Genomic DNA, 24,166 nt, shown 5'->3' with positions numbered 1-24,166 from the left:
TGCTGGGGACGGCTCGGGTCAGGGGGCGGCCGGGACGTCCAGTGTCACCAGGACGCCCACCTCGTCGTGCCGTACGCCGCGCTCCCCCGGCTCGCCCTGCCGGAACCACTTCGGGCAGCGGTCCACCGGCCGCAGCGACCGGGTGCCGGGTACCGGCTCCCAGGTCCGCGAGCCCGGGCCGGTCTCGGCGTACCCCTGGGTGACCATCAGGATCTCCCGGACGCGGCCGGTGGTCTCGGGCCACTTGTCGCCGTGCCGCTCGACCACGTGGGGCGCCGGGGCGTCCGCGCCGTCGGCGGGCCGCAGCGGCCAGCCGACCTCGTCGCCGACCGCGAACGGCCGGCCGCAGCACTCCATCTGCCAGTCCTCGTAGAACACCTGCCGCATCCCCATGCCCCCACCTTCTCCGGAACCCCTGACCCGCCGCGAGACGTTTTCCGGTGCGCCGGGTACGGTCGGGGCGGTCCGCGCCCACACCGTCGCGCCCATTTCGTGAGAGTCAGGGAGCCCTATGACCACCGCCACCGCCCGCCGGCCCAGCGACCGGCGGGTCAGCCCGGTCTTCGTCGGCATCGTGGCCGTCACCGCGGTCACCGGGTGGGCCACCTGGAGCGGGTTCGCGGAGCAGCCCGGCGTGGCCGTGTTCCTGTTCGTGACCGCCGCCTGGGTCGTCTCCCTGTGCCTGCACGAGTACGCGCACGCGCGCACGGCCCTGCACGGCGGCGACATCACCATCGGCGCCAAGGGATACCTGACGCTGAACCCGCTGAAGTACACGCACGCGCTGCTGAGCATCGTGCTGCCGGTGGTGTTCGTGATCATGGGCGGTATCGGTCTGCCCGGCGGTGCCGTCTTCATCGAGCGGCACCGGATCCGGGGGCGCTGGCGCCACAGCCTGATCTCGGCGGCGGGTCCGCTGACCAACGTGCTGTTCGCCGCCGTGTGCACCGCGCCGTTCTGGCTGGACGCGCTGGACGGCGTCCCGGACGACTTCCGCCTCGCCCTCGCCTTCCTGGCGCTGCTGCAGGTGACGGCCGCCATCCTGAACTTCCTTCCGGTGCCCGGCCTGGACGGCTACGGCGTCATCGAACCGTGGCTGTCGTACGGCGTGAAGCGGCAGGTGGAGCCGTTCGCCCCGTTCGGGCTGCTGTTCGTGTTCGCGCTGCTGTGGGTGCCGTCGGTCAACGCGGTCTTCTTCGACCTGGTCGACACGGTGCTGCGCTTCCTCGGCGTGAGCGAGTTCGAGACGTACTACGGCCGGGACCTCTACCGCTTCTGGGCGTAGGCCGCCGCCCGGCCGCGCCGGACGTAGTACCAGGCCATGTTGGACGACAGGCCCGCCAGCAGCACCCAGACGACGCCAAGCCAGCTGCCCTCGACGAAGGAGACGACGGCCGCGGCCACGGAGAGCGCGCAGACGATCAGGGTGTACACGGCCAGGCGGGGCATGGGGTCGGCTCCTGTGAGGCGGGGGGACACTGCTGTGCCGTCCAGTGTCCCCCATGCGGTCACACGTCCGTGACGCGGAGCCCCGCGTGCGCCTTGTAGCGGCGGTTCACCGAGATCAGGTTCGCGACCAGCGACTCCACCTGGTGGGCGCCTCGCAGCCGGCCGGCGAAGATGCCGCGCATGCCGGGGATGCGGCCGGCCAGCGCCTGCACGGTCTCCACGTCGGCGCGCTCCTCGCCGAGGACCATGACGTCGGTGTCGATCTCGTCGATCTCCGGGTCCTGGAGGAGGACGGCGGACAGGTGGTGGAAGGCGGCGGTGACCCGGGAGTCCGGCAGCAGGGCGGCGGCCTGCTGGGCCGCGCTGCCCTCCTCGGGCTTCAGCGCGTAGGCGCCCTGTTTGTCGAAGCCGAGCGGGTTGACGCAGTCGACGACCAGCTTCCCGGACAGCTCCTCACGCAGGGACTGAAGGGTCTTGCCGTGGCCGTCCCACGGCACGGCGACGATGACGATATCGCTGCGGCGCGCGCACTCGGCGTTGTCGGCGCCCTCGACGCCGTGGCCGATCTCGTCGGCGGCGGCCCGGGCGCGGTCGGCGGCGCGGGAACCGATGATCACCTTCTGGCCGGCCCTGGCGAGGCGGTAGGCGAGGCCCTTGCCCTGCGGTCCGGTACCGCCGAGCACGCCGACGACGTGACCGGAGACGTCGGGCAGGTCCCAGGGGTCCTTGGCGGGAGCCTTACGGGCGGGCGCGGGCTGGGCACTGTCGGTAGAGGTCATGGCCCGACTTTACGCGGCGGCCTCCCCCGGGGCCGGGGCGGCGCTCCTCGCCGCTCCTCGCCCTGTCCGTTCGTCAGGTCGGGGGAACCGGCGGCGAACCGGGTGCCGGGACGGAGGTGACCGGGGCAGGATGCGGCGGCATGGACGCCGTACGGGTCGCGCTGCTGCGCGAGGTGCTTGCCGGGACCGAGTGGCTGGGGGCCACGCGCCGCTTCGCCGGGGCGTTGCGCGGATCGGTGGTGTCGCACGGGGGCGGTCTGCTGCTGGTGGGCACGGCGGCGTACGAGCCGTGGCACCTGGCGGCGCACCTGGTGGACGAGGCGGCCTGGTCGGACACGCCGGAGCTGGCGCCGACGCTGGTACGGCACGCCGCGCGGCCCGGGGATCCGCCGCATCTCGCGGTCGGGCTGGGCCGGATCGAGGCGGCGCGGCGCGGGGAGACGCTGCTGGTGGTGGCGCCGGACGGGGACGCGGCGCTGCTGGAGCGGGTGCACGGGGCGCGGAGGGCCGGTGCGACGGTGCTCGCGTTGGGGGACGGGGACGGTGAGTTGCAGGCCATGGCGCACGAGGGGCTGGCGGTGCCGGAGGGCGCGGAGCTGGACCTGGACACGGTGCAGCACCTGGTGAGCGCGGCGGCCGGCGAGGACACGGTCTCCTCGCCTCCCCGCGGCCGCCGTCGCTTCCGCGACCGCCTGGCCGCCCTGGCGGACTCCCTCACGGCCCCACCCCCGACGCCGTGGTGAGTGCCGTCGCCGACGGGGCCGAGGAGGGGAACGGGAACGGCGGGCCGCCGTCGCGGAGGCCGCGCCGTGATCAGGCCGCCGGGCGGCCGGCCGGTGCGGGCGTGCGACGGCGGGCGCTCGGGTGCCCCCGGTGTGCGGGCGACGCGGTCAGCTCTCGTCCGTCGGCTCGCCGGTCCGCGCGTCGTGCCAGCGCGGGTCGTTCTCCCACTCGAGGTTGCGTTCGCGGGCGGTCTGCAGGGCGTGTTCGGCGTCCTGGCGGGTGGCGTAGGGGCCGAAGCGGTCCTTGGCGGGGCACTCCGGGCCCTCCTCGACCTTCTTGTGCTCCAGGCAGTAGTACCACTCGCCCGGTTTGCCGACCGTACGCTTCTTGAACAGGGCCATGACCGGTTCCTTCCGTCGTCAACGGACATGGTCCCCCATCGCCGCTGTCTTAGACTCGCTGGCATGTCTGGCCAGTCGCTGCTCGTACCAGGGGAGCTGTCTCCCACCCGTTCCGTGCCCGGAAACATCCGCCGTCCCGAGTACGTCGGCAAGCCCGCGCCGGCCCCGTACACCGGACCGGAGGTGCAGACCCCGGAGACCGTCGAGGCGATGCGCGTCGCCGGGCGGATCGCCGCGCGGGCGATGGCGGAGGCCGCGAAGATCATCGCGCCGGGTGTCACCACCGACGAACTGGACAAGGTGGCGCACGAATACATGTGCGACCACGGTGCCTACCCCTCCACCCTCGGCTACCGCGGCTTCCCCAAGTCGCTGTGCACGAGCGTCAACGAGGTGATCTGCCACGGCATCCCGGACTCGACGGTCCTGCGCGACGGCGACATCGTCAACCTGGACGTCACCGCGTACATCGGAGGGGTGCACGGCGACAACAACGCCACCTATCCGGTGGGTGAGGTCGACGAGGAGTCCCGGCTGCTGGTGGAGCGCACCCGCGAGTCCCTCACCCGCGCGATCAAGGCGGTCAGGCCGGGCCGTCAGATCAACGTCATCGGGCGGGTCATCGAGTCCTACGCCAAGCGGTTCGGCTACGGGGTGGTCCGGGACTTCACGGGCCACGGCATCAGCTCGTCCTTCCACTCGGGCCTGATCGTCCCGCACTACGACAGCCCGCACGCCACGACGGTGATGCGGCCGGGGATGACCTTCACCATCGAGCCGATGCTGACCCTCGGGACCCACGAGTACGACATGTGGGACGACGGCTGGACGGTCGTCACCAAGGACCGCAGGCGGACGGCGCAGTTCGAGCACACGCTGGTGGTGACGGAGACCGGGGCGGACATCCTCACCCTCCCGTAGCCCGCGCCCCCACCCCTTTCGGTAACCCGTACGGAGGCCCGTCCCCACCGGGGGCGGGCTCCTGCTTGTACGCTTTTACCGACAGGTCGTCGGCAAAAGGCGGGTTCCATGGATTCCTTCTCGGCCGTCATCCGCACCGCGTCCCACGAGCAGCACACCGAGGCCGAGACTTCCCCCTTCATGAGCGCCCTGCTCGGCGGCAGGCTGCCCGTGAAGGCGTACACGCGCTACACCGAGCAGCTGTGGTTCGTGTACGAGGCCCTGGAGGCCGGCGCCGAGCGGCTGGCGGCCGACCCGGTGGCCGGGCCGTTCATCCGGCCGGAGCTGTTCCGGCTGCGGGCGCTGGAGCGGGACCTGGCCCATCTGCGCGGCCCTGGCCGGCGCTCGGCCCCGACGGCGCTGCCGGCCACCCGCGCGTACGCGGGCCGGGTGCGCGAGTGCGCCGAGCGGTGGCCGGCGGGCTACGTCGCCCACCACTACACCCGCTACCTCGGCGACCTGTCCGGAGGACAGTTCATCCGGGACCGGGCGGAGCGGACCTGGGGGTTCGCGAGGAAGGGCGACGGCGTCCGCTTCTACGTCTTCGAGTCCATCGCCAGTCCGGCCGCCTTCAAGCGCGAGTACCGGGCGCTGCTGGACGCCATGCCCGCGGACGACATGGAGAAGCAGCGGGTGGTGGCCGAGTGCCGACGGGCGTTCACGCTGAACACGGCGGTGTTCCGGGCGCTGGGCGAGGAGTTCCCGCTGTCGGCCTGAGCACGCACGCGCGCCCCGCACCCCGCGCCGTTCACGGCGTGGGCACGGGGCGCGTTCGCGCGACCGTGTCTCCGTGGTGGTCGCGGCAGTAGGCGCCGCCCCAGAAGAGGTCACTGGAGCTGGTGTCGATGCCGCCGAAGTAGGTGTCGCACGCGTCCCTGTCGTTGCAGTGACGCGGGTCGTGCTGGGCGGCGGAGGCGGTGGCCGCGCCCGCGGCGGTCAGCGCGACGGCCATGGCGGCGGCGGCAAGGACTGAACGAATACGCATGGGGTTCCTCTCCCAGGGGGACTGGACATGGCCAGAGGTCCCCTGGCGCCGCCGCGCCCACACGCCGGTCCGTCCGTACGGACGCGCGCCTTCCGCCCGTACGGACGGACGGACCGGCGCCCATCCGTCCGCCTGGGGCGGCACCGCCCGGGTCAGCGCTCCAGGAAGACCCGGCCGCCGATCTCCACCCAGCCGCCCGGCTGCGGAGCGGTGAGGATCTGGGAGCCGGAGCCCTGGGTGATGTTCAGGGCGCGGCCGAGACGGTCGGTGAGCAGCAGGGCCGCCGCACCCGTGGCCTCGTCCTCGTCGATGCCGTCGTCCCGGCCGGGGAAGGCCCGGGCGCGGATCCGCCCCGCCGGCTCGTCCTCCCACGCCCAGGCGTACACCCACTCGCCCTTGGGCGGCACCGGCAGCGCGTCGACCTCGGCGGCGGTGGCGTACGGGCGCAGGGTGCGCGGCGGCGCCCACTCCGGGCGCGCCTCGATCCAGCTGAACTCCCCGTCGAGGCGGGCGCCGACCACGCCGGCGGGAGTGACGAGTTCGGGCACGTCGAGCAGCCAGGCCGCGCCCACGCAGGGGTGGCCGGCGAAGGGCAGGCGCAGGGTGGGTGTGTAGATGTCGATGACGCCGCGCTCGGGGTCGTCCACGAACACGGTCTCGCTGAAGCCGAGCTTTCCGGCCAGTTCCTGGCGGTCGGCGCGGTCGGGGAGCCGCGAGCCGTCGCGGACGACGCCCAGTTCGTTGCCGTAGCCGCCGTTCGGCGCGCAGAAGACCCGGAGCACGTCGTAGTCAGTCACGCGGGCATTGAAGCACCCGGCCGCCACCGCCTTCCTCTTTGAGGTTCCCTTGACCTCCCCATGGGATCTGCTTTGCTCTTCCGTGATCTGATCGTGCTCTTACACCGTCTATGAGAGAGGAATCACGGCATGCGGGGTTATCACCTAGGTATGCCTTAGATAAGTTAGGCAAGCCTCACTGAACCTTGTGAGCTCTCTCACGTACGTTTCAAGCCAGACCAGGAGCCCGAATGCGCGCCGCCAGACTGTCCTTCGTCACCGCCGCCGCGGCCGCGGCGGCCCTGACCGCTGTCACGGGCTGCACGCAGAAGAGCGACGGCGGCGACGGCGACCGCGTGATCAACGTCACCGCCACCGACGACAAGTGCGAGACCTCCGCCAAGGAGATCGCGGCCGGCCACGTCGAACTCGCCATCGAGAACAAGGGCTCCAAGGTCACCGAGGTCTACCTGCTCTTCCCGGACGACCGGGTCGTCACCGAGCGCGAGAACATCGGGCCCGGCACCAAGCAGCGGGTCACCGCCGAGGTGAAGGCCGGCGAGTACCAGATCGCCTGCAAGCCCGGCATGAAGGGCGACGGCATCCGCCAGTCCCTGAAGGTCACCGGCGGCTCGGCCGCGAAGCGCGACCCGCGCCTGGACAAGGCCGTCGCCGAGTACCGCGCGTACGTACAGGAGCAGGCCGAGGCGACGCTCCCGCTGGCCGAGGTGTTCGCCAAGGCCGTCAAGGCCGGTGACCTGGAGGCGGCGAAGAAGGCGTACGCCCCCTCCCGCATCGGCTGGGAGCGCACCGAGCCGGTCGCCGAGTCCTTCGGCGACATCGACCCCGAGGTCGACGTGCGCGAGGACGGCCTGGAGGACGGCCAGGACCCGGCCACCGACTGGACCGGCTGGCACCGCCTGGAGAAGGCCCTCTGGCAGGACAAGAAGATCACCGACCGGGAGAAGCAGCTCGCCGACAAGCTGGTCACCGATCTGGAGGAGTGGGAGGAGCGCGTCGGCACGGCCGACATCTCCCCGACCTCCATGGCCAACGGCGCCAAGGAACTGCTCGACGAGGTCGCCACCGGCAAGGTCACCGGTGAGGAGGAGCGCTACTCGCACACCGACCTGGTCGACTTCAAGGCCAACGTCGAGGGCGCCCAGAAGTCCTACGAACTGCTCAAGCCGGTCGCCCAGGAGAACGACAAGGCGCTGGTCACCGAGCTGGACAAGCAGTTCGCCGCGCTGAACGCGCTGCTGGACGAGTACCGCCCCGACACGTCCTCGTACGACTTCACCTCGTACGACAAGGTGACCGAGGCCCAGCGCAAGGAGCTGTCCGACGCGGTGAACGCGCTCGCCGAGCCGCTGTCCAAGCTCGCGGCCGCCGTCGTCACCAAGTAACCGGAGGGCCACCGACATGACCGACACGGACAGCACCCCGAAGACGCCCACCCGGCGCTCGCTGATCGGCTGGGGCGGTGCCGGGCTCGCGCTCGGCGCCGCCGCGGCCGGTGGCGCGGTCGCCATGGCCCGCACCGGCGACGACGTGGACCCGGCGGGCGCCGACGCCGGTGCCGCGATCGCCTTCCACGGCGCGCACCAGGCGGGCATCGCCACCCCCGTGCAGGACCGGCTGCACTTCGCCGCTTTCGACGTGACCACCGAGGACCGCGCCGCGTTCGTCCAGCTGCTGAAGGACTGGACGGCGGCGGCGCGCCGGATGACCGCGGGCGACGCGGTCGGTGAGGGCGCCTACGGCGGACTGCCGGAGGCGCCGCCGGACGACACCGGCGAGGCCCTGGGCCTCAAGCCGTCCCGGCTGACCCTCACCATCGGCTTCGGGCCCTCCCTGTTCGCGAAGTTCGGCCTCGCGAAGCAGCGCCCCGACGCCCTGGTGGACCTGCCGAAGTTCCCCGGCGACGCCCTCGACCCGCGGCGCAGCGGCGGCGACCTGTGTGTGCAGGCCTGCGCGGACGACCCGCAGGTCGCGGTGCACGCGATCCGCAACCTGGCCCGGATCGGCTTCGGCAAGGTCGTCGTCAAGTGGTCCCAGCTGGGCTTCGGCAAGACGTCCTCGACGACGCCCGACGCGCAGACCCCGCGCAACCTGTTCGGGTTCAAGGACGGCACCCGCAACATCTCCGGCACCGAGACGGACCGGCTCGACAAGTTCGTGTGGGTCGGCGAGAAGGACGGCCCCGACTGGATGACCGGCGGCAGCTACCTGGTCGCCCGCCGCATCCGCATGCACATCGAGACCTGGGACCGCACCCCGCTGCAGGAGCAGGAGGACATCTTCGGCCGCGACAAGGGCGAGGGCGCCCCGGTCGGCAAGGCGAAGGAGCGCGACGAGCCGTTCCTGAAGGCGATGATGCCGACCGCGCACGTCCGCCTCGCCCACCCCGACTCCAACGGCGGCTCGACGATCCTGCGGCGCGGCTACTCCTTCACCGACGGCACCGACGGACTGGGCCGGCTGGAGGCGGGGCTGTTCTTCCTCGCCTACCAGCGGGACGTGCGCGAGGGGTTCGTCCGGATCCAGCGCAACCTCGCCACCGACGCACTGAACGAGTACATCCAGCACGTGGGTTCGGCGGTCTTCGCGGTCCCGCCCGGGGTCCGCGACAAGGACGACTGGTGGGGCCGGTCGCTGTTCGCCGAGGAGGCGTGAGCCGGTGTTCTCCAACTACCTGATCGGACTGCGGGAGGGCCTGGAGGCCAGCCTCGTCGTCTGCATCCTCATCGCCTACCTGGTGAAGACGGGCCGCCGCGACGCGCTGAAGCCGGTCTGGGCCGGCATCGGCGTCGCCGTGGCCATCGCCCTCGCCTTCGGCTGCGCCCTCGAATTCGGCTCGCAGGAGCTGACGTTCAAGGCGCAGGAGACGCTCGGCGGCTCCCTGTCGATCATCGCGGTCGGCCTGGTCACCTGGATGGTCTTCTGGATGCGGCGCACCGCCCGGCACCTGAAGGCCGAACTCCACGGCAAGCTCGACGCGGCGCTGCGGCTCGGCACCGGCGCCCTGGTCGCCACCGCCTTCCTCGCCGTCGGCCGGGAGGGTCTGGAGACCTCGCTGTTCGTGTGGACGTCCGTGCACGCGGCCGGCGACGGCACGCCCCGCCCGCTGATCGGGGCGGGCCTGGGCCTGGCCACCGCGGTGTTCCTCGGCTGGCTGTTCTACCGCGGGGCGCTGCGCATCAACCTCGCCAAGTTCTTCACCTGGACCGGCGGCATGCTCGTCGTGGTCGCGGCGGGCGTGCTGGCGTACGGCTTCCACGACTTGCAGGAGGCCGACATCCTGCCGGGCCTGACGAACCGGGCCTTCGACATCACCGGCGCCATCCCGCCGGACAGCTGGTACGGGACCCTGCTGAAGGGCGTGTTCAACTTCCAGGCCGACCCGACCGTGCTCCAGGTCACGGTGTGGCTGCTGTACCTGGTCCCGACGCTCGCGCTGTTCCTCGCCCCGGTAGGGTTCGCCTCCGGGAAGGGGAAGGTGAAGACACCGGATGACCAGTCGACGCAGTCCAAGGATGACCGGCCGTCCACGGCTCCGCGCTCATGACCGGAGCGGGTTCCGACGGGGGGCGCGCGGCGCCCTCCTGACGGCGTCACTCGCCGTCGTCGCCCTCGCGGCGAGCGGGTGCGTGGTGGTCCACGGGGAGCGCGAGGTCATCCCCACCGCGACGCCCGCCGAGGCCGAGAAGGCGGTCGAGCAGTTCACCGACGCCTACAACAAGGCCGACGCGGCGTACGACGCCTCCCTGGACGCCGAGTACACCACCGGTCCGCTCGGCGCGATCGACGCCGCCCGGCTGCGGGCCGGGCGCGTCAACAACCCCGACGGCAACCCGAAACACACCGACCTGGTGCTGTCGGACGTGAAGTACACCATCCCGCAGAAGGCGGGCTGGCCGCGCTGGTTCGTCGTGGACGCCGCGGCCAACAAGGGCGGCGCGTCGCGCTGGCTGATGGTGTTCCTGCGCAACGACGTCTCCGAGCCGTGGAAGGCGGCGTATCTGATGCTGGTGGCGCCCGACGAGGTACCCCGGTTCGCCGAGAACGCGGACGGGTGGGGCGAGGCCGTCGCCGCCGACGCCGCCGAACTGGCCGTGCCGCCCGGTGAGCTGAGCGACCACTACACGGCGTACCTGCGGCAGGGCGGCGACGGATACGCCGACGGCACGTTCACCGGCGCGCTGCGCGAGCGGCGGGCCAAGAACGCGGAGAAGCCCGGCCTGGTCACGCAGTACATCGACCAGCCACTCGTCGACGGCGACTACGCGCCGCTCGCGCTGCGCACCATCGACGGCGGGGCCGCGGTGTTCTTCAGCAGCCGGCACTTCATGAAGCAGACCGCGGCCCAGGGGGCGGCGGTGCCCACGCCGAACGCCAACGTGCGGGCGCTGACCACCGGGGAGATCAAGCAGTCGCTGACGATGGAGTTCGTCGCGAACACGGTGGTCGTCGACCCGGTGAAGGGCAAGAAGGTGTCGGTGCTGGGCCGGATCGAGGGGCTGACCTCGGGCAAGGGCGAGTGAGGGGCCCGGGGGCGGGCCCGCGGGAGCCTGTCGCGCGGATCGATCCCCGCGCAGGCGAGGAGCCCTCAGTGCCGTAGGGGCCAACCGCCCGTCGGGTGGTCCTCGTGCGCGCCGGCGTGTTTCGCGCAGGCGTCGGTGAGGGCCTCCAGGAGGGTCAGGGGGTCCGGCAGGGGGTTCTCCGGGCCGCGCACCCAGTGGACCGACCGGCCGTCGTCGCCGGGGAGGCGGGCCGGGGGGACCAGGACGTAGGAGCCCCGGCAGTGCCAGCGCAGCCCGGGGTGCTCGTCCATGGTCTCGGGGTGGCAGTCCAGCTCGCAGGGCCACCACTCGTCCTCGTCCTCGGGGGTGCCCCGGGTGAGGGTGAAGAAGGACATCCGGCCGTCGTCGCTCGCCGCGACCGGGCCGACGTCGACACCGGCGGCCAGCAGCCGGTCCAGCGCCTCGCGGCCGGCCTCCAGGGGGACGTCGAGGACGTCGTGGGTCATGCCGGTCGCGGTGATGAAGTTGGCCTGCGGCTGGTGCCGGGCCCAGCGCTCGACCTGGGCGCGGTCGGTGGTGGACTGGGTCTGCCAGGCGAACGAGACCGGGTGCCGGGCGGGGGTGGGGCAGCCCACGCGGTCGCACGAGCAGCCGTAGCCGGGGGCGGGGTGGGCGGCGGGGGCCAGCGGCAGCCCGGCCGCGGCGGCGGCCAGCAGCAGGGCCTCACGGCCGCCGTCGTCGGCGGCCTCCTCGGGAGCGCTGCCGCGCAGCCACCGGGAGAGCTTGCCCCGCAGGCTGGTCAGGCCCTGGAACTCGGCGCTCATCTGTCCCCTCGTCTCGCTGTCGTGCGGACAGCATGCCTCATGGTCCCACCATCATGCGCATCGGGGGGCCGGTGCCCTCAATTCGGACACTCACCGGGGCACCAGCCCGTACAGGGCGTAGTCGACGAGGACGTCCGTGTAGGCGTGGGAGAGCTCACCGGTGCGCTGCAGCCAGCGCTGGGCGAGCGGTGAGACGAAGAGCTCCAGGGCGATGCGCGGGTCGAGTCCGGCCCGTACCTGGCCCGCCGCCTCGGCGGCGCGCAGCCGGTCGACGTACAGCTGGAGGGAGGGTTCCAGCAGCTGGGCCACGAACTCCCGGCCCAGCCCCTCGTCGATCAGGCCCTCGGCGGCCAGCGCGCGGTACGGGACGTCGAAGCGGGGGTCCAGCAGTTCGTCCACGGTGGCGCGCAGCACCGCCTTGAGGTCGGCCGCCAGATCGCCGGTGTCCGGGATGGCGTACGACCGCGGCGCGGCGGCCTCGCCCTGCCCGTCCCGGTCGAGGAAGGCCTCCAGCAGCACCTCCGCCTTCGACGGCCACCACCGGTAGATGGTCTGCTTGCCGACCCCGGCGCGCGCCGCGATCCCCTCGATGGTGGTCCGCCGGTACCCGATCTCCCCGACGAGGGCGAGGGCGGCGTCGTAGATGGCCCGGCGGGACCTCGCGCTGCGGCGGGAGGCGTCGGGCAGCGGTTTGTCAGGGGTTTCGGCCATGGCCGTACGGTACCAATGCGGCGAGACGTCGCGTCTCGCAACGTGCGGGCCGGCATGAGGGGCGCGGGAACCGAGGCCGGCCACCCGCACCCCGGCGGGACCTAGAGACGCTCCCCGGGGTAGCGGACCCCGATCGAGGACCGCACCGCGTCGAGCGTGCGCATCACCGCGAGCGTCCCCTCCAGCGGTACGACGGGCGACTCGCTCTGCCCGGCCCGCACGGCCCGCATGACCTCGCGCGCCTCGTGCCGGAACGTCGTGCGCGGCCCGTCCGCGGGGTCGGCCAGGAACTCCTCCGGCTCCCGACCGGCCCGGTGCAGCACGAACCGCTCGGGGTGGAAGAAGCCCGCCGGGAGGTCGATCCGCCCCCGTGACCCGGTGACCGACGCGGTCGTCCCCGTGCCGCCGTCGATGGAGCAGTGCAGCGCGGCCAGCGCCCCCGAGTCCCAGGACAGCACCGCGCCGGTCTGCAGGTCGACGCCCTCCTCGGAGAGCACCGCCCGCGCGGCGATCCCGTCCGGCTCGCCGAGCAGGAGGTGGGCGAAGGAGACGGGGTACACCCCGAGGTCGAGCAGCGCGCCGCCGCCCTGATCGGGATCGCGCAGCCGGTGCGAGGGCGGGAAGGGCCCCTCCAGCCCGAAGTCGGCCTGCACGGTCCGCACGTCGCCGATCGCGCCGTCGGCGACCAGGTCCGCGAGCCGCCGGATCAGCGGGTTGCAGTACATCCACATCGCCTCCATCAGGAAGCGCCCCTCGCGCCGGGCCAGCGCGACGAGTTCCTCGGCCTCGCGCAGGTTCAGCGTGAACGGCTTCTCGCACAGCACGCCCCGCCCGGCCTCCAGGCACATCCCGGCGGCGGTGCGGTGCGCGGCGTGCGGGGTGGCCACGTAGACGACATCGATGTCGTCGTCCTTGGCGAGCGCAGCCCAGTCGCCGTAGGCGCGCGGGATGCCGAACCGCTCGGCGAACGCCCGCGCGCCGGCCTCGGTGCGCGACGCCACCGCCACGACCTCCGCGTCCGGCAGGTCGATGAGGTCGGCGGTGAACGCGGCGGCTATCCCGCCCGTCGCCAGAACGCCCCACCGCACCGTGTCCGTCGTCATCCCCAGCCCGCCCCTCGCGTCCGTCCGGCAGTCAGTACGAAGTTGTACGAGCTGAGAGCATAGGTGCCGCACGTGTCGAAGAGGGAGGGATACATGGCCGCAGGCGGGCCACCGACGTCGCAATCCACGGAATCCATACCGAACACGCCCCCGGCAGCGGTCGCGGCGCGCGCGGGGCGGCGCACCGGGCTGCTGGTGACGCTGATCCTCGGCGGGCTGACCGCCACTCCCCCGCTGTCCATGGACATGTACCTCCCGGCGCTGCCGGAGGTCACCCGCAGCCTGCACGCGCCCGCCGCGACCGTGCAGCTCACGCTGACCGCCTGCCTGGCGGGGATGGCGCTGGGCCAGCTGGTGGTCGGACCGATGAGCGACCGGTGGGGCCGGCGGCGCCCGCTGCTGGCCGGCCTCGCGGTGTACGTCGTGGCGACCGTGCTGTGCGCGGTCGCCCCGAACGTGCAGCTGCTGGTCGCCTTCCGGCTGGCGCAGGGCCTCGCGGGCGCGGCGGGCATCGTCATCGCGCGGGCCGTGGTCCGCGACCTGTACGACGGTGTGGCGATGGCGCGCTTCTTCTCCACGCTGATGCTGATCTCCGGGATGGCCCCGATCGTGGCGCCGCTGATCGGCGGGCAGATCCTGCGGGTGACGGACTGGCGGGGCGTGTTCGCGGTGCTGGCGGTGGTCGGCGTGGCGCTGACCGCCCTGGTGTGGGCCCGCCTCCCGGAGACGCTGGAGCCCGCCGAGCGGCACTCCGGCGGGGTCGGCGCCGCGCTGCGCTCGATGCGCGGGCTGCTGGCCGACCTGCCGTTCACCGGGTACATGCTGACCGGCGGGTTCACCTTCGCCGCGCTGTTCGCGTACATCGCCGCGTCGCCGTTCGTGATCCAGGAGATCTACGGTGCCTCGCCGCAGACGTTCAGCCTGCTGTTCGGGCTGAACTCGATCGGGCTGGTGGTGGCCGGCCAGGTCAACGGCAAGCTGCTGGTGGGCCGGGTCCGGCTGGACCGGGTGCTGGCGGCCGGGCTCGCGGTGATCGTGACCGCGGCCGCGGCGCTGCTGCTGATGTCGACGGGGGTGTTCGGCGAGGTGGGGCTGGCCCCGGTGGCCGGCGCCCTGTTCGTACTGATGTCGGCGATGGGGCTGGCGCTGCCCAACGCCCAGACGCTCGCCCTGATGCGCACCCGGCACTCCGCCGGGTCGGCGTCCGCGCTGCTCGGCACGTCGTCTTTCCTCGTCGGGGCCGTCGCCTCGCCGCTCGTCGGCGTGGCCGGAGAACACACCGCCGTCCCCATGGCGGTGGTGCAGCTGGCATCGGCTCTCGTGGCGGTGGCCTGCTTCGCGGGCCTGTGCCGTCCCTGGCGGGCCTCCGAGGACGTGGTGGAAGGAGCGGACAGCTGAGCGTGCCGAGACTGCGGGTCGACGCCCCGGAGAGGGCGGGCCTCGACCCCGAACAGATGGCTCTGCTCGCCCGTGGCGTGCGCGGGCTGACGGCCGGTGAGCGCCCGTGGGCGGCGGGCACGGTCGTCGTCGCCGGGCGCGGTCCGGTGATCGCGGTGCGGGAGGCGGCGGGCTGGGCGGTCCGGTACGCGGGCTACGACCCGGAGACCGACCGCGGCGTCGAGCTGCCGCCGGCCGAGCGGGTGCCGATGACCGTGGACACCCCGTTCGACCTGGCGTCGTTGACGAAGCTGTTCACGTCGGTGGCGGCGGTGCAGCAGATCGAGCGGGGGACGCTGGGGATGGACGCGCGGGTGGGTGCCTACCTGCCGGAGTTCCGGGGGGCCGCCGAGCACGGGGTGACCGTGCGGCACCTGCTCACCCACACCTCCGGGCTGCCCGCCGAACTGCCGCTGTACGACTGCGCGGACAACGCGGAACGGCTGGCGCTGCTGCGGGACCGGGGGCCGGTGGCGGCGCCCGGCGAGCGCCACCTCTACTCCGACGTGAACATGCTGCTGTTGCAGCGGCTGCTGGAGCGGCTGACGGGCCGCACGCTGGACGTCCTGTTCCACACCGGGATCACCCGCCCGCTGGGCATGGACTCGACCGGCTTCGGGCCCTGCCCGGGGGCGGCGGCGACGGAGGACCAGCGGCGGCCCTGGGCGAAGGCCGACCGGGGGATGCTGCGGGGCGTGGTGCACGACGAGAACGCGTGGGCGCTGGGCGGTGTGGCCGGACACGCGGGGCTCTTCTCGACCGGGAGCGACCTGGCGGTCTTCTGCCGGGCGCTGCTCGCGGGCGGCGCCTACGGTCCCGCACGGATCCTCGGGTCCGACTTCGTGGAGCTGCTGCTGGCGGCGCCGGGGCTGGGCTTCGCGGTGGACCAGCCGTGGTTCATGGGCGAGCTGGCGGGGCACGGGGCGGCCGGCCACACCGGCTTCACCGGCACCTCACTGGTGCTCGACCCGGCGACCGGCACGTTCCTGATCCTCCTCGCCAACACGGTCCACCCCCGCCGCCGCCCCCCGGACAGCACACCGCGCCGCGACGCGGCGACCCGCCTGGCCCGGGCGGTACGGCCGACTTGACCCGGCCTGCTCGGCCCGGGGCCGCGGGCTGGGGTCGTGGGGGGCGTGCGCCGGGCGAGGCGGCCGGGGTCTCGTGGCCCGTCCTCCGCCCGGCCCCACGCCTACTTGCCCCGGCCTGCTCATCCCAGGGCCGTAGGCGAGGGCCGCGGGCCGGGCGAGGCGGCCGAGGGCTCATGACCGCCCTCCGCCCCGCCCCACGCCTACTTGCCCCGGCCTGCTCAGCCCAGGGGCGTGGGCGGGGGGCGCGTGCCGGGCGAGGTGGCTGGGGTCTCGTGGCCCGTCCTCCGCCCGGCCGCAGGGGGGGAGGAGGCCGTGAGCCGGCCGACGGGGCGCCGGCTGCCTGGCCGCCCGGGGCCGTGGCCCGGGTCACGTGCCTCTCCGCGTCCTCCGGCCGCCCGTCTCCCCCGCGGCCGGCCGGAGGGGCGGGAGCACAGGGCCGGGGGCGAAATAGAATCGGCGGGTGAACCTCCCCCTGTCCCCGGCCGAGAGCCTGCGCGCCGCGCTCGATCGTCTGCTCGACGGCATTCCGCCCCGGCAGGCCGCGCAGGCGGTGGACCGCCTCATCGCCAGCTACCGGGGGGCCACCCCGACCGCCGCCCCGATCCTGCGCGACCGCGCCGACGTCGCCGCCTACGCCGCGTACCGGATGCCCGCCACGTTCGAGGCGGTGCGGTCCGCGCTGGACACGTTCGCGCGGGCGGTACCGGGATGGACCCCGGGCAGCCACGTCGACGTCGGCGGCGGCACCGGCGCCGCGACCTGGGCGGCGGCCGCGACCTGGCCCGGTGAGCGTCCCGTGACCGTCCTGGACTGGGCGGAGCCCGCGCTGACCCTGGGCCGGGAACTGGCCGGCGACCGGCCCGGCCTCGCGAACGTGCGCTGGGAGCGGGCCCGCATCGGCTCCGCCCTCACGCTCCCGGCGACCGACCTCGCCACCGTCTCGTACGTCCTCAACGAACTGACCGCCCCGGACCGCGGCGCCCTCGTGGACGCCGTGGCCGCCGCCGCGCGGGCCGTCGTGATCGTGGAACCGGGGACGCCGGACGGCTACGCCCGGCTGATCGGGGCCCGGGACCGGCTGGTGGCCGCCGGTTTCCGCGTCGCCGCTCCCTGCCCGCACAGCGCGGCCTGCCCGATCGAGCCCGGCACCGACTGGTGCCACTTCTCGGCGCGGGTGAGCCGCTCCTCGCTGCACCGGCAGGTCAAGGGCGGCTCACTGGCGTACGAGGACGAGAAGTTCAGCTACGTCGCCGCCGTGTCCCCGGATGCCGGCGCCCCCGTCGCCCCGGCGCCCGCGCGGATCGTACGGCGGCCGCAGATCCGCAAGGGCCAGGTGCTCCTCGACCTGTGCGAGGCCGAGGAGCGGCTGCGCCGGACCACGGTGACCAAGCGTCACGGCGACCTGTACAAGGCGGCCCGGGACGCCGAGTGGGGGGACGACTGGCCGCCGCCCGCCGGAGACGCCCGGGGCCGGTCGTGAGAGCCCCGGGCACCTGTCCGGTCAGCACGACTAGGCGGGCTTCAGTCCCGGGTCGCCGGCCTCGGTGACGAAGGACGCGGCCGTGGTGAGGGGCGCGCCCGGGGTGGTGACGTACGGCATGGTCTTGAAGTCGGCGCGGGCCAGGTCGTGGCCGAGCCGGACGGTGGCGTAGCCGCGCCGCCCGTCGTAGAACCTCAGGTGCGGGTTGGCCGCCAGATAGGTGGCCCAGTTGGACGGGTGCTCGGAGCCGTTGCCGCCGCTGGAGACGGAGGTGGTGACGATCTCCGTGCCGACGGTGCGCGAGCCGGGGTCGTCGAAGTCCCGCTTGATGTCGAAGCCGTAGTGCACGTGGACGTCGCCGGTGAGGACCATGAGGTTCTCGACGCCGGCCGCCTCCGCGCCCGCGAGGACCCGCTCGCGGGAGGCCGGGTAGCCGTCCCAGGAGTCCATGGAGAGCTTGGACGGCAGGGTGGTGGAGTTGTGCCGGCGGGAGAAGGTGACCTGCTGCGGGACCACGTTCCAGCGTGCGCGCGAGCGGCGCCAGCCGTCGATGAGCCACCGTTCCTGGGCGGCGCCGGTGAGGGTGCGGGCCGGGTCCTCGGACTCCGGTCCGGGGTACCGCCAGCCGTCGCCGTAGGCCTGGTCGGAGCGGTACTGGCGGGTGTCGAGGACGTCGAACTGGGCGAGCCGGCCCCAGTGCAGCCGGCGGTACAGGGTGAGGTCGGGGCCGTCGGGCCGCTGGGGGCGGCGCAGCGGCATGTTCTCCCAGTAGGCGCGGTAGGCGGCGGCGCGGCGCAGCAGGAACTCCTCCGGGGGGACGGAGTTCTCGGGGATGTCGCCGGCGTAGTTGTTCTCGGTCTCGTGGTCGTCGTAGGTGACGACGAAGGGGTGGGCGGCGTGCGCGGCGATCAGGTCGGGGTCCGACTTGTACAGGCCGTACTTGAGCCGGTAGTCGTCGAGGGTGACCATCTCGTGGCGGTAGACGTCGGGCACGGTGCCGGCCGGGTAGGCGCGGGCGCCGGCGACGTCGCTGACCGCGTACTCGTAGAGGTAGTCGCCGAGGTGGAAGACGACGTCCACGTCGTCCTGCGCGAGGTGGCGGTACGCGGTGAAGTAGCCCTGGTCGTAGCGCTGGCAGGAGACCATGCCGAGGGTGAGGGCGGCGGGCCGGGCGCCGGGGCCGGGGGCGGTGCGGGTGCGGCCGGTGGGGCTGATCCAGGTGCCGGCCCGGAAGCGGTAGTAGTAGACGCGGTCCTCGTCGAGGTGGTCGACGTCGACGTGCACGGCGTGGTTGAACTCCGGGTGGGCGACGGTGGAGCCGCGCCGGGCGACGCGGCGGAAGTGCTCGTCGTGGGCGAGTTCCCAGCGGACGGTCACGCGGGAGGCGGGCAGCCCGCCGTCGGGCTGGTGGGGGGCGGGCGCGAGGCGGGTCCACAGCAGGACGGCGCCGGGCCGGGGGTCGCCGGACGCGACCCCGAGGGTGAAGGGGTCGGCGGGGATGCGGGCCGCGTCGAGTTCCGCGGCGGCCGCGGTGCCGGCGGTGGGCAGGCCGACCGCGAAGGCGAGGGCGGCGGCCGCGCCGGTGACGGTGAGGAAGCGGCGCCGGTTCAGGTGGCGGGCGGCGGCGCGGAGTTCGGGGGCGTGCTGGGACTGCCGGGCTGCGGCGCTGACTTCCGGGGCGTGCTGGGACTGGCGGGCTGCGGGTGTCATTCCGGTCCTCCCCTGCGAATGGCTGCAGGAGGCATTGGAGTGGCCGGGGACGACACCGGGGCGACACCGGGACGACGTCGCTCTGGCGCGTGCACGACAGTCGTATGGCGGACGGATCAGTTCCGGATAGCGGACCGTCACCTACGCTGCGACACCATGAATGCCAAGGAAACTGCCGACGAGACCCCCATCGCGCTGGTGACGGGCGCCGGTTCCGGCATCGGCCGCGCGGTGGCCGTGGAACTGCTGCGCGCCGGATGGGCGGTGGCCCTGGCCGGCCGACGCCCCGAGGCCCTGGAGGACACGGCCGCGCGGGTGCCCGGCGCGAACCACCTCGCCGTACGCACGGACGTGTCGCGGCCGGACGACGTGGCCGCGCTGTTCACGGCGGTGCGGGAGCGGTACGGGCGGCTGGACCTGCTGTTCAACAACGCGGGCACGTTCGGGCCGGGCGGGACGCCGGTCGAGGAGCTGCCGTACGAGGCGTGGCGGCACGTGGTGGACACCAACCTCAACGGGGCGTTCCTGTGCGCGCAGGCGGCGTACCGGCAGATGAAGGAGCAGCACCCGCAGGGCGGCCGGATCATCAACAACGGCTCGGTCTCCGCGCACTCGCCGCGGCCGCACTCGGTGGCCTACACGGCGACCAAGCACGCCCTCACCGGGCTGACGAAGTCGCTGTCACTGGACGGGCGGCCGTACCGCATCGCCGTCGGGCAGATCGACATCGGCAACGCGGCGACCGAGATGACGGCGCGGATGGAGACCGGCGCGCTGCAGGCGAGCGGCGAGATCGCGCCGGAACCGGTGATGGACGTCGCCGACGTGGCACGCACCGTACGGCACATGGCGGAGCTGCCGCTGGACGCGAACGTGCAGTTCGCGACCGTCCTGGCGACGACGATGCCGTACATCGGGAGGGGTTGAGCCGCCCACGGGCCGTCAACTGCGCGACCTACACAACCGGAGTTTGGCCATCCGCAGTATTGCGCCCACTAGGAGACCTATGCTCGACTCGTCTCCACGGAACCTTCACACTTGCTGCACGAGGGTTCCGGGAGCCACTCCGAGGGGGGAGGGGGTGGCCGCCCGGGGCGCCGGGTGGGGGTGGGCCTCGCACGGGACCGCGAGGTGCGCACCGGCGCCGGGGCGGCCGCCACACCCCGCGAGCACGGGGTCTCGGGTCATGCCTGCCCGGTCTCGAACCGGGAGATGCGTCCGTCGTCGCCGACCTCGAAGTGCCAGCGGGTGCGCATCTCGCCCCAGGTGTCGTTCCGGTAGCGGGCGACGATGTCCCGGCCGCCGCGGGACTCGTTGTCGACCTCCAGATGACCGTGGGAGGTGAAGATCTCCCGGTCCACCCAGTCGGCGAGATCCCGGTCCGATCCGTCGTCCGCCATGGTCGCGTCGGGGGTGAGGCAGTCGAGGAAGGCCTCCCGGTCCCGGGAGTTCACGGCGGTGACGAAGGCCCGGACGGCCGGATCCCTGAGCTTGGCTGGCTGAATCGTCATGCCCGCAGCCTCACACCGCGCTCCGCCCACCGCACCCGGAGCGCCACCCGAACGGCGTCCCGGGCGGGCCGGACGGGTGTCGCGGGTGCGACGGTGGGAACGCATGGGTTCGGCCACCGGCCGGCCACGGCCGCGGCGCCGCGGCCGTCCGTACCGGAGGTACCGCGCACCACATGCGGTGCACGCACGGCGCACGCATCGGGCACGCACCGCGCACGTCCCGCCCATGTTCCGCCCACGTCCGCACAGGGAGTGACCTGACCGTGACCTCGTACGAGCGAAGTGACCTGGGCCTGCTGCTGCTCCGGCTGGGAACCGGCGGGGTGCTGGCCGCGCACGGCGCGCAGAAACTGTTCGGCTGGTTCGGCGGGCACGGGCTGGCGGGCACCGGCCAGTTCATGGAGTCCGTCGGCTACCGGCCGGGCCGGACCAGCGCGACCATGGCGGGCCTCGCGGAGGCCGGCGGCGGCACGCTGCTGGCACTCGGCCTGGCCACGCCCGCGGCGGGCGCCGCGGCGGCCGGCGCGATGGCCGGCGCCACCGCCGTGCACGCCCCCAACGGCTTCTTCAACCAGGGCGGCGGCTACGAGTACGCGGCCTCCCTCGGCCTGACCGCCGCGGGCCTCGCCGTGGCCGGCCCCGGCCGCCTCTCCCTCGACGCGGCCCTCGGCCACACGGTCAACCGCGGCTGGATGGTCCCGGCCGCCCTCGCGACCACGGCCGCCGCCACCGCCGTGGTCGTGGGCCTGCGCACCCGGCGCCTGCGGCGGCAGCGGGAGGGCGAACAGGAGGCACTGTTCGACCTCGACGAGCGGGACGCGATGCGGAGCGGGCCGGAGGCGTAACGGCACCGGCCGGCGGTGTCACACCTGCGTGGCAAGCTGCGGCCCATGGCTGACCACGACACCACCCCGCTCCCCACCAACCTCCCGGCCGGCCTCTGGCCCACCATCGACGCCCTGCACGCATGGCTGGAGCGCGACGAGTCGGTCGCCGGCCGGGAGGGGCTGCTGCTGCGGATGCTGAAACTGTCGGAGGAGGTCGGCGAGGTGGCCGAGGCGGTGATCGGCGCCGTCGGCCAGAACCCGCGCAAGGGCGTCAGCCACAGCTGGGACGACGTACGGGCCGAGCTGTGCGACGTCGTCGTCACGGCGCTGGTGGCCCTGCGCACCCTGACCCCCGAGCCCCGGGAGGTGCTCACCCGCCACCTGTCCGAGGTGGCGGCCCGGTCCCTGACCGCCGGAGGGGAGAGCGCGGCCGAGCAGCCGGGCCAGGCACAGAGCCGGGTATAGAGCTGCCCAAACCTCGACGGCGACCGGCATCAACACGCCGTCAAGGGGACACAATCGGCCTATGAACGACAGCGGTGAGGCGGGTCTGGGAAAGGTCGAGGTCAAACTGCGCTGGGACCCCAGCCCCCCGGGCCGCCCGCCGCACCACCTCGACATCGTCGCGGCCACCTACCCGGCCGACACGCCGTACGGACGACCGGCGTACGTCGTCCACTACGACAGCCGCTCCCCCGACGGCACCATCAACATGACCCGCCACAGCCGCACCGGCCAGGGCCTCGGCTACGTCGAGGCGATGACCTTCGAGTTCGACCGCCTCTCCCCCGCCTACGCCCGCGTCGTCGTCGGCATCGCCATCCACCAGGACGACGGCCCCCTGACGTTCGGCGACGTCACCGGTAAGGGCGTCATCGTCGTCGCGGGCCACCGCGAACTCCTCTCCGACGCCCTGACCGACGTCGCCGACGCGACGGCGGCGACGGTGGCCGAGTTCGTACGGGACGGGTCGGGCCGGTGGCTGATGCGGGAGATGCTGCGCGGGTACGACAGCGATCCGGTGGTGTTCGTGGCGGAGATGGGGCGGGTTCGGCAGGTCTGACGGCGGCTGCCCGGGCGAGCGTGACCAACCGGATCCCAAGAGGATCCGTACGGCTGTCAGGGACTTGTGGATCGGTTTTCGGGACGGGACGCGAAGGGCGTACCTTCCCGAGTGATCCAGTCCCCCCGAGGGCGTGATCAAGCCCGGTCAGCGGCAACAAGGCTCGCGATCAATGGATTCAGCGTCGCTCCTCCTCTGCAACTCGCTGCAGGCGCAGGCTACGCAAAATCCTGCGCACCTCGGCGTCCATCACCGACCACGAGGCGAAACGCCAGTCTGGGTCCACAGCACCGGGCGATACCGCGCCTCGCGCCTCCCATTCGCGGACCAGCGCCGCATACAGCGGTGTGAGATGCAGGTCCGCGGAGGGACGCGGGGCGGCGTGGCGAGGCGCAGCGCTCCGTCGGCAGGGCAACGGTGGCAGCGGCTCTGCCGCCGTCGGCTCGCTTCCCGGGCCGGGCACTGTCACATCCTTGCCGTCCCAGTGCGCGGTCCCGACCAACGCCCCCCAACTCTCGGACGTAGCGGCGGTGTCAGCCGGAGGCATCAGACGGAGATCCATGCTCTAGGAACGAAGGACTCACGCCGAGAGACACTCCGCGCGCCAAGTTCGTTGGGCTACTGAAGTGACGGGGAGCTACTGCATCACGGCCGTAAGCCGCAGCGGAAACAGGTTCGATCGGCCGCGCACGGCCGGGAAGACCGGGGGTGGACGCTGGTACGGATCGGGGCCTGTGATCGGTCGGCGGCACGTGGAGAACGAAGAACACCACGCAGGACGCCGTCCCCGCCCTGACAGGCTCAGGCCGGGGGTGAGAAAGGATCACCTTCGGATAAGGCGCATAACAATTCACCCGTTCGGGCTTACTCCAGGTGGACCCTGCTGTCGTTGTATCGGCGTGACTAAACCAAGTGGATATTCACTGCATCGCTCACTCGGAAACCATCACATTATCGGCACCCTCAGCCCCCGCACCTTTCGGAGTCCGGCCACTTCGATCATGAAGCCGTGGCCGGACAACCCTCTCGACGATCTTTTCTCCAGGCTGCAGCAGATCAAAACGGATATCGATGCGCGCTGGGAGGGAATCGTCGGATGAACGAGTACGGCCAGGCTTTTGAACCACATTGGAAAATGGAAGGACCCTATACAGCCGCGAGTGATTTCCCCTGGCAGCAGAGCGACACGCCCTGGGCGACGCCGGTACCACGTTCCGTTGTCTCAGGATTCTCCGGAGACACCCTCGATCAGGAACTTAATCTCCTCCTGGGGCAGGCAGCTTCAGGAGCGCCTGAAGAGACATCGGCCCACGCACCGCAGCGCGGCCCGATGGCACGACGCCATGCGCGTAAGCGGGCTGCCGGTGCCCGCTGGTGGAAGGTTTTCACGTCAACCCTCAACCGCTTGGTATCCATGGCTGTTTTCGCCGTGGTCAGCACGCTCAGCGGCCTGCTCAGCTACGAGCCGCTCCGGCGCCTGGCCACCCCGGCCGCGCACGACTTGGCGCTTTGGTGGCCCTTCCTTGTCTTCGGCCCCTGGCTGACGGCAGTTCTGGCGATTTCCTGTCGCGGCCTCCCCGCCCGAAGAACGTCAGGGTGGTGCGTCCTGCTGACCTTCACAGGTCTCACCGTGGTGCTGTGTCTGATCGGCGCCCCCAGGACACCGGCCGGCTTCGTCACTGCAGGACTTCCCCCCCTGGCAGCTCTCACCTGCATCGTTTTACTCTCGCCGGGGCGACGCGAGGCCAAGCGGGGGTCCACGGAACAGACGGCGAACAGCGGCGCGGCGGTGGCCGAGCGGACCTGGTGACCC

The 24,166-nt window shown here is 72.8% G+C and carries 27 protein-coding genes; 16 read left to right on the top strand and 11 right to left on the bottom strand.

The features are described from left to right. Positions 1-18 precede the first annotated feature (18 nt). Complete coding sequence (locus AC3ET3_RS04965; RefSeq protein ID WP_432135707.1) at positions 19-393, bottom strand: DUF6578 domain-containing protein; 375 nt, start codon at positions 391-393, stop codon at positions 19-21. Between the two features lie 118 nt (positions 394-511). Between AC3ET3_RS04965 and AC3ET3_RS04960 the strand changes: the two genes are divergently transcribed. Then, positions 512-1,285 carry a site-2 protease family protein gene (locus AC3ET3_RS04960; protein ID WP_432135708.1) on the top strand — a complete coding sequence of 258 codons (774 nt, stop codon included), beginning with the start codon at positions 512-514 and terminating at the stop codon, positions 1,283-1,285. Here the strand turns inward: AC3ET3_RS04960 and AC3ET3_RS04955 are convergent. Together AC3ET3_RS04955 and npdG are read right to left on the bottom strand one after the other, a co-directional pair. After that, complete coding sequence (locus AC3ET3_RS04955; RefSeq protein ID WP_432135709.1) at positions 1,267-1,449, bottom strand: hypothetical protein; 183 nt, start codon at positions 1,447-1,449, stop codon at positions 1,267-1,269. The two genes, AC3ET3_RS04960 and AC3ET3_RS04955, sit on opposite strands and share 19 nt — an antisense overlap. 59 nt (positions 1,450-1,508) lie before the next feature. Beyond that, positions 1,509-2,228 (bottom strand): NADPH-dependent F420 reductase, encoded by a 720-nt coding sequence (gene npdG, locus AC3ET3_RS04950; protein ID WP_432135710.1) that lies wholly within the window; start codon positions 2,226-2,228, stop codon positions 1,509-1,511. Between the two features lie 140 nt (positions 2,229-2,368). On the opposite strand from npdG, the gene AC3ET3_RS04945 reads away from it, so the two are divergent. After that, complete coding sequence (locus AC3ET3_RS04945; RefSeq protein ID WP_432155784.1) at positions 2,369-2,971, top strand: hypothetical protein; 603 nt, start codon at positions 2,369-2,371, stop codon at positions 2,969-2,971. A 147-nt stretch (positions 2,972-3,118) separates the two neighbouring features. On the opposite strand, the gene AC3ET3_RS04940 is transcribed toward AC3ET3_RS04945, so the two are convergent. Continuing rightward, on the bottom strand, positions 3,119-3,352 hold the full coding sequence (locus tag AC3ET3_RS04940) for a hypothetical protein (protein WP_432135712.1): 234 nt from the start codon (positions 3,350-3,352) through the stop codon (positions 3,119-3,121). Positions 3,353-3,415: 63 nt separating this feature from the next. Between AC3ET3_RS04940 and map the strand changes: the two genes are divergently transcribed. Then, positions 3,416-4,273, top strand: coding sequence for a type I methionyl aminopeptidase (map, locus tag AC3ET3_RS04935; RefSeq protein ID WP_432135713.1), 858 nt, complete (start codon positions 3,416-3,418; stop codon positions 4,271-4,273). A gap of 108 nt (positions 4,274-4,381) precedes the next feature. After that, positions 4,382-5,029: a biliverdin-producing heme oxygenase gene (locus AC3ET3_RS04930; RefSeq protein WP_432135714.1), complete on the top strand. Its 648-nt coding sequence runs from the start codon at positions 4,382-4,384 to the stop codon at positions 5,027-5,029. Positions 5,030-5,060: 31 nt separating this feature from the next. Here the strand turns inward: AC3ET3_RS04930 and AC3ET3_RS04925 are convergent, their stop codons facing one another. Then, positions 5,061-5,297: a hypothetical protein gene (locus tag AC3ET3_RS04925; protein ID WP_432135715.1), complete on the bottom strand. Its 237-nt coding sequence runs from the start codon at positions 5,295-5,297 to the stop codon at positions 5,061-5,063. 152 nt (positions 5,298-5,449) lie between these two features. Further along, complete coding sequence (locus AC3ET3_RS04920; protein WP_432135716.1) at positions 5,450-6,094, bottom strand: PhzF family phenazine biosynthesis protein; 645 nt, start codon at positions 6,092-6,094, stop codon at positions 5,450-5,452. A gap of 230 nt (positions 6,095-6,324) precedes the next feature. On the opposite strand from AC3ET3_RS04920, the gene efeO reads away from it, so the two are divergent. From efeO to AC3ET3_RS04900, 4 genes are read left to right on the top strand one after another with little or no spacing between them, the layout of a single operon-like run. Beyond that, positions 6,325-7,479 (top strand): iron uptake system protein EfeO, encoded by a 1,155-nt coding sequence (gene efeO, locus AC3ET3_RS04915; protein ID WP_435611686.1) that lies wholly within the window; start codon positions 6,325-6,327, stop codon positions 7,477-7,479. A 16-nt stretch (positions 7,480-7,495) separates the two neighbouring features. Next, positions 7,496-8,749 carry an iron uptake transporter deferrochelatase/peroxidase subunit gene (gene efeB, locus AC3ET3_RS04910; RefSeq protein ID WP_432155788.1) on the top strand — a complete coding sequence of 418 codons (1,254 nt, stop codon included), beginning with the start codon at positions 7,496-7,498 and terminating at the stop codon, positions 8,747-8,749. A gap of 4 nt (positions 8,750-8,753) precedes the next feature. Then, a complete protein-coding gene (efeU, locus tag AC3ET3_RS04905; protein ID WP_432135719.1) occupies positions 8,754-9,641 on the top strand; it encodes an iron uptake transporter permease EfeU in 888 nt (295 codons plus the stop codon). After that, positions 9,586-10,617, top strand: a complete 1,032-nt coding sequence (locus tag AC3ET3_RS04900; RefSeq protein ID WP_488187258.1) for an SCO2278 family lipoprotein — start codon at positions 9,586-9,588, stop codon at positions 10,615-10,617. The genes efeU and AC3ET3_RS04900 overlap by 56 nt, the downstream gene beginning before the upstream one ends. Positions 10,618-10,682: 65 nt before the next feature. Here the strand turns inward: AC3ET3_RS04900 and AC3ET3_RS04895 are convergent, their stop codons facing one another. From AC3ET3_RS04895 to AC3ET3_RS04885, 3 genes are all read right to left on the bottom strand, one after another. After that, on the bottom strand, positions 10,683-11,420 hold the full coding sequence (locus tag AC3ET3_RS04895) for a bifunctional DNA primase/polymerase (RefSeq protein WP_432135721.1): 738 nt from the start codon (positions 11,418-11,420) through the stop codon (positions 10,683-10,685). Between the two features lie 90 nt (positions 11,421-11,510). Further along, on the bottom strand, positions 11,511-12,131 hold the full coding sequence (locus AC3ET3_RS04890) for a TetR/AcrR family transcriptional regulator (RefSeq protein WP_432135722.1): 621 nt from the start codon (positions 12,129-12,131) through the stop codon (positions 11,511-11,513). Between the two features lie 101 nt (positions 12,132-12,232). After that, on the bottom strand, positions 12,233-13,234 hold the full coding sequence (locus AC3ET3_RS04885; RefSeq protein WP_432135723.1) for a Gfo/Idh/MocA family protein: 1,002 nt from the start codon (positions 13,232-13,234) through the stop codon (positions 12,233-12,235). 93 nt (positions 13,235-13,327) lie between these two features. Between AC3ET3_RS04885 and AC3ET3_RS04880 the strand changes: the two genes are divergently transcribed. The 3 genes from AC3ET3_RS04880 to AC3ET3_RS04870 all read left to right on the top strand — a co-directional run bounded on the left by AC3ET3_RS04880 (position 13,328) and on the right by AC3ET3_RS04870 (position 17,242). Further along, positions 13,328-14,632, top strand: coding sequence for a multidrug effflux MFS transporter (locus tag AC3ET3_RS04880; protein WP_435611685.1), 1,305 nt, complete (start codon positions 13,328-13,330; stop codon positions 14,630-14,632). Then, complete coding sequence (locus AC3ET3_RS04875) at positions 14,581-15,762, top strand: serine hydrolase domain-containing protein (RefSeq protein WP_435611684.1); 1,182 nt, start codon at positions 14,581-14,583, stop codon at positions 15,760-15,762. Before AC3ET3_RS04880 ends, AC3ET3_RS04875 begins: the two co-directional genes overlap by 52 nt. A 460-nt stretch (positions 15,763-16,222) precedes the next feature. Beyond that, the gene (locus AC3ET3_RS04870) at positions 16,223-17,242 is read left to right on the top strand and encodes a small ribosomal subunit Rsm22 family protein (RefSeq protein ID WP_435611683.1); all 1,020 of its coding nucleotides are present in this window, start codon (positions 16,223-16,225) and stop codon (positions 17,240-17,242) included. A gap of 30 nt (positions 17,243-17,272) precedes the next feature. Here the strand turns inward: AC3ET3_RS04870 and AC3ET3_RS04865 are convergent, their stop codons facing one another. Continuing rightward, on the bottom strand, positions 17,273-18,952 hold the full coding sequence (locus AC3ET3_RS04865) for an alkaline phosphatase D family protein (protein ID WP_435611682.1): 1,680 nt from the start codon (positions 18,950-18,952) through the stop codon (positions 17,273-17,275). Positions 18,953-19,108: 156 nt separating this feature from the next. Between AC3ET3_RS04865 and AC3ET3_RS04860 the strand changes: the two genes are divergently transcribed. Further along, positions 19,109-19,879 (top strand): SDR family oxidoreductase, encoded by a 771-nt coding sequence (locus tag AC3ET3_RS04860; RefSeq protein ID WP_432135728.1) that lies wholly within the window; start codon positions 19,109-19,111, stop codon positions 19,877-19,879. Between the two features lie 257 nt (positions 19,880-20,136). On the opposite strand, the gene AC3ET3_RS04855 is transcribed toward AC3ET3_RS04860, so the two are convergent. Further along, a complete protein-coding gene (locus tag AC3ET3_RS04855; protein ID WP_432135729.1) occupies positions 20,137-20,463 on the bottom strand; it encodes a nuclear transport factor 2-like protein in 327 nt (108 codons plus the stop codon). Between the two features lie 263 nt (positions 20,464-20,726). Between AC3ET3_RS04855 and AC3ET3_RS04850 the strand changes: the two genes are divergently transcribed. The 4 genes from AC3ET3_RS04850 (at position 20,727) to AC3ET3_RS04835 (ending at position 24,163) form a co-directional block, all read left to right on the top strand. Next, positions 20,727-21,308 (top strand): DoxX family protein, encoded by a 582-nt coding sequence (locus AC3ET3_RS04850; RefSeq protein WP_432135730.1) that lies wholly within the window; start codon positions 20,727-20,729, stop codon positions 21,306-21,308. 45 nt (positions 21,309-21,353) lie between these two features. Continuing rightward, complete coding sequence (locus AC3ET3_RS04845) at positions 21,354-21,755, top strand: MazG-like family protein (RefSeq protein WP_435611681.1); 402 nt, start codon at positions 21,354-21,356, stop codon at positions 21,753-21,755. Positions 21,756-21,783: 28 nt separating this feature from the next. Next, positions 21,784-22,353, top strand: coding sequence for a TerD family protein (locus tag AC3ET3_RS04840; protein WP_435611717.1), 570 nt, complete (start codon positions 21,784-21,786; stop codon positions 22,351-22,353). A gap of 1,096 nt (positions 22,354-23,449) precedes the next feature. Further along, the gene (locus tag AC3ET3_RS04835; RefSeq protein ID WP_432135732.1) at positions 23,450-24,163 is read left to right on the top strand and encodes a hypothetical protein; all 714 of its coding nucleotides are present in this window, start codon (positions 23,450-23,452) and stop codon (positions 24,161-24,163) included. Positions 24,164-24,166: the final 3 nt, after the last annotated feature.

It is taken from the genome of Streptomyces sp. bgisy159 (genome assembly GCF_057707805.1).
The sequence above is the reverse complement of the archived record's forward strand: the minus strand, read 5'-3'. Positions and strand labels throughout refer to the sequence as shown.

What these genes read in the sequence shown, in the direction of transcription:
- AC3ET3_RS04965 (WP_432135707.1), bottom strand. Translation starts at nt 393, where the DNA reads ATGGGGATGCGGCAGGTGTTCTACGAGGACTGGCAGATGGAGTGCTGC.
- AC3ET3_RS04960 (WP_432135708.1), top strand. Translation starts at nt 512, where the DNA reads ATGACCACCGCCACCGCCCGCCGGCCCAGCGACCGGCGGGTCAGCCCG.
- AC3ET3_RS04955 (WP_432135709.1), bottom strand. Translation starts at nt 1,449, where the DNA reads ATGCCCCGCCTGGCCGTGTACACCCTGATCGTCTGCGCGCTCTCCGTG.
- npdG (WP_432135710.1), bottom strand. Translation starts at nt 2,228, where the DNA reads ATGACCTCTACCGACAGTGCCCAGCCCGCGCCCGCCCGTAAGGCTCCC.
- AC3ET3_RS04945 (WP_432155784.1), top strand. Translation starts at nt 2,369, where the DNA reads ATGGACGCCGTACGGGTCGCGCTGCTGCGCGAGGTGCTTGCCGGGACC.
- AC3ET3_RS04940 (WP_432135712.1), bottom strand. Translation starts at nt 3,352, where the DNA reads ATGGCCCTGTTCAAGAAGCGTACGGTCGGCAAACCGGGCGAGTGGTAC.
- map (WP_432135713.1), top strand. Translation starts at nt 3,416, where the DNA reads ATGTCTGGCCAGTCGCTGCTCGTACCAGGGGAGCTGTCTCCCACCCGT.
- AC3ET3_RS04930 (WP_432135714.1), top strand. Translation starts at nt 4,382, where the DNA reads ATGGATTCCTTCTCGGCCGTCATCCGCACCGCGTCCCACGAGCAGCAC.
- AC3ET3_RS04925 (WP_432135715.1), bottom strand. Translation starts at nt 5,297, where the DNA reads ATGCGTATTCGTTCAGTCCTTGCCGCCGCCGCCATGGCCGTCGCGCTG.
- efeO (WP_435611686.1), top strand. Translation starts at nt 6,325, where the DNA reads ATGCGCGCCGCCAGACTGTCCTTCGTCACCGCCGCCGCGGCCGCGGCG.
- efeB (WP_432155788.1), top strand. Translation starts at nt 7,496, where the DNA reads ATGACCGACACGGACAGCACCCCGAAGACGCCCACCCGGCGCTCGCTG.
- AC3ET3_RS04900 (WP_488187258.1), top strand. Translation starts at nt 9,586, where the DNA reads ATGACCAGTCGACGCAGTCCAAGGATGACCGGCCGTCCACGGCTCCGC.
- AC3ET3_RS04895 (WP_432135721.1), bottom strand. Translation starts at nt 11,420, where the DNA reads ATGAGCGCCGAGTTCCAGGGCCTGACCAGCCTGCGGGGCAAGCTCTCC.
- AC3ET3_RS04890 (WP_432135722.1), bottom strand. Translation starts at nt 12,131, where the DNA reads ATGGCCGAAACCCCTGACAAACCGCTGCCCGACGCCTCCCGCCGCAGC.
- AC3ET3_RS04885 (WP_432135723.1), bottom strand. Translation starts at nt 13,234, where the DNA reads ATGACGACGGACACGGTGCGGTGGGGCGTTCTGGCGACGGGCGGGATA.
- AC3ET3_RS04880 (WP_435611685.1), top strand. Translation starts at nt 13,328, where the DNA reads ATGGCCGCAGGCGGGCCACCGACGTCGCAATCCACGGAATCCATACCG.
- AC3ET3_RS04865 (WP_435611682.1), bottom strand. Translation starts at nt 18,952, where the DNA reads ATGACACCCGCAGCCCGCCAGTCCCAGCACGCCCCGGAAGTCAGCGCC.
- AC3ET3_RS04860 (WP_432135728.1), top strand. Translation starts at nt 19,109, where the DNA reads ATGAATGCCAAGGAAACTGCCGACGAGACCCCCATCGCGCTGGTGACG.
- AC3ET3_RS04855 (WP_432135729.1), bottom strand. Translation starts at nt 20,463, where the DNA reads ATGACGATTCAGCCAGCCAAGCTCAGGGATCCGGCCGTCCGGGCCTTC.
- AC3ET3_RS04845 (WP_435611681.1), top strand. Translation starts at nt 21,354, where the DNA reads ATGGCTGACCACGACACCACCCCGCTCCCCACCAACCTCCCGGCCGGC.
- AC3ET3_RS04835 (WP_432135732.1), top strand. Translation starts at nt 23,450, where the DNA reads ATGAACGAGTACGGCCAGGCTTTTGAACCACATTGGAAAATGGAAGGA.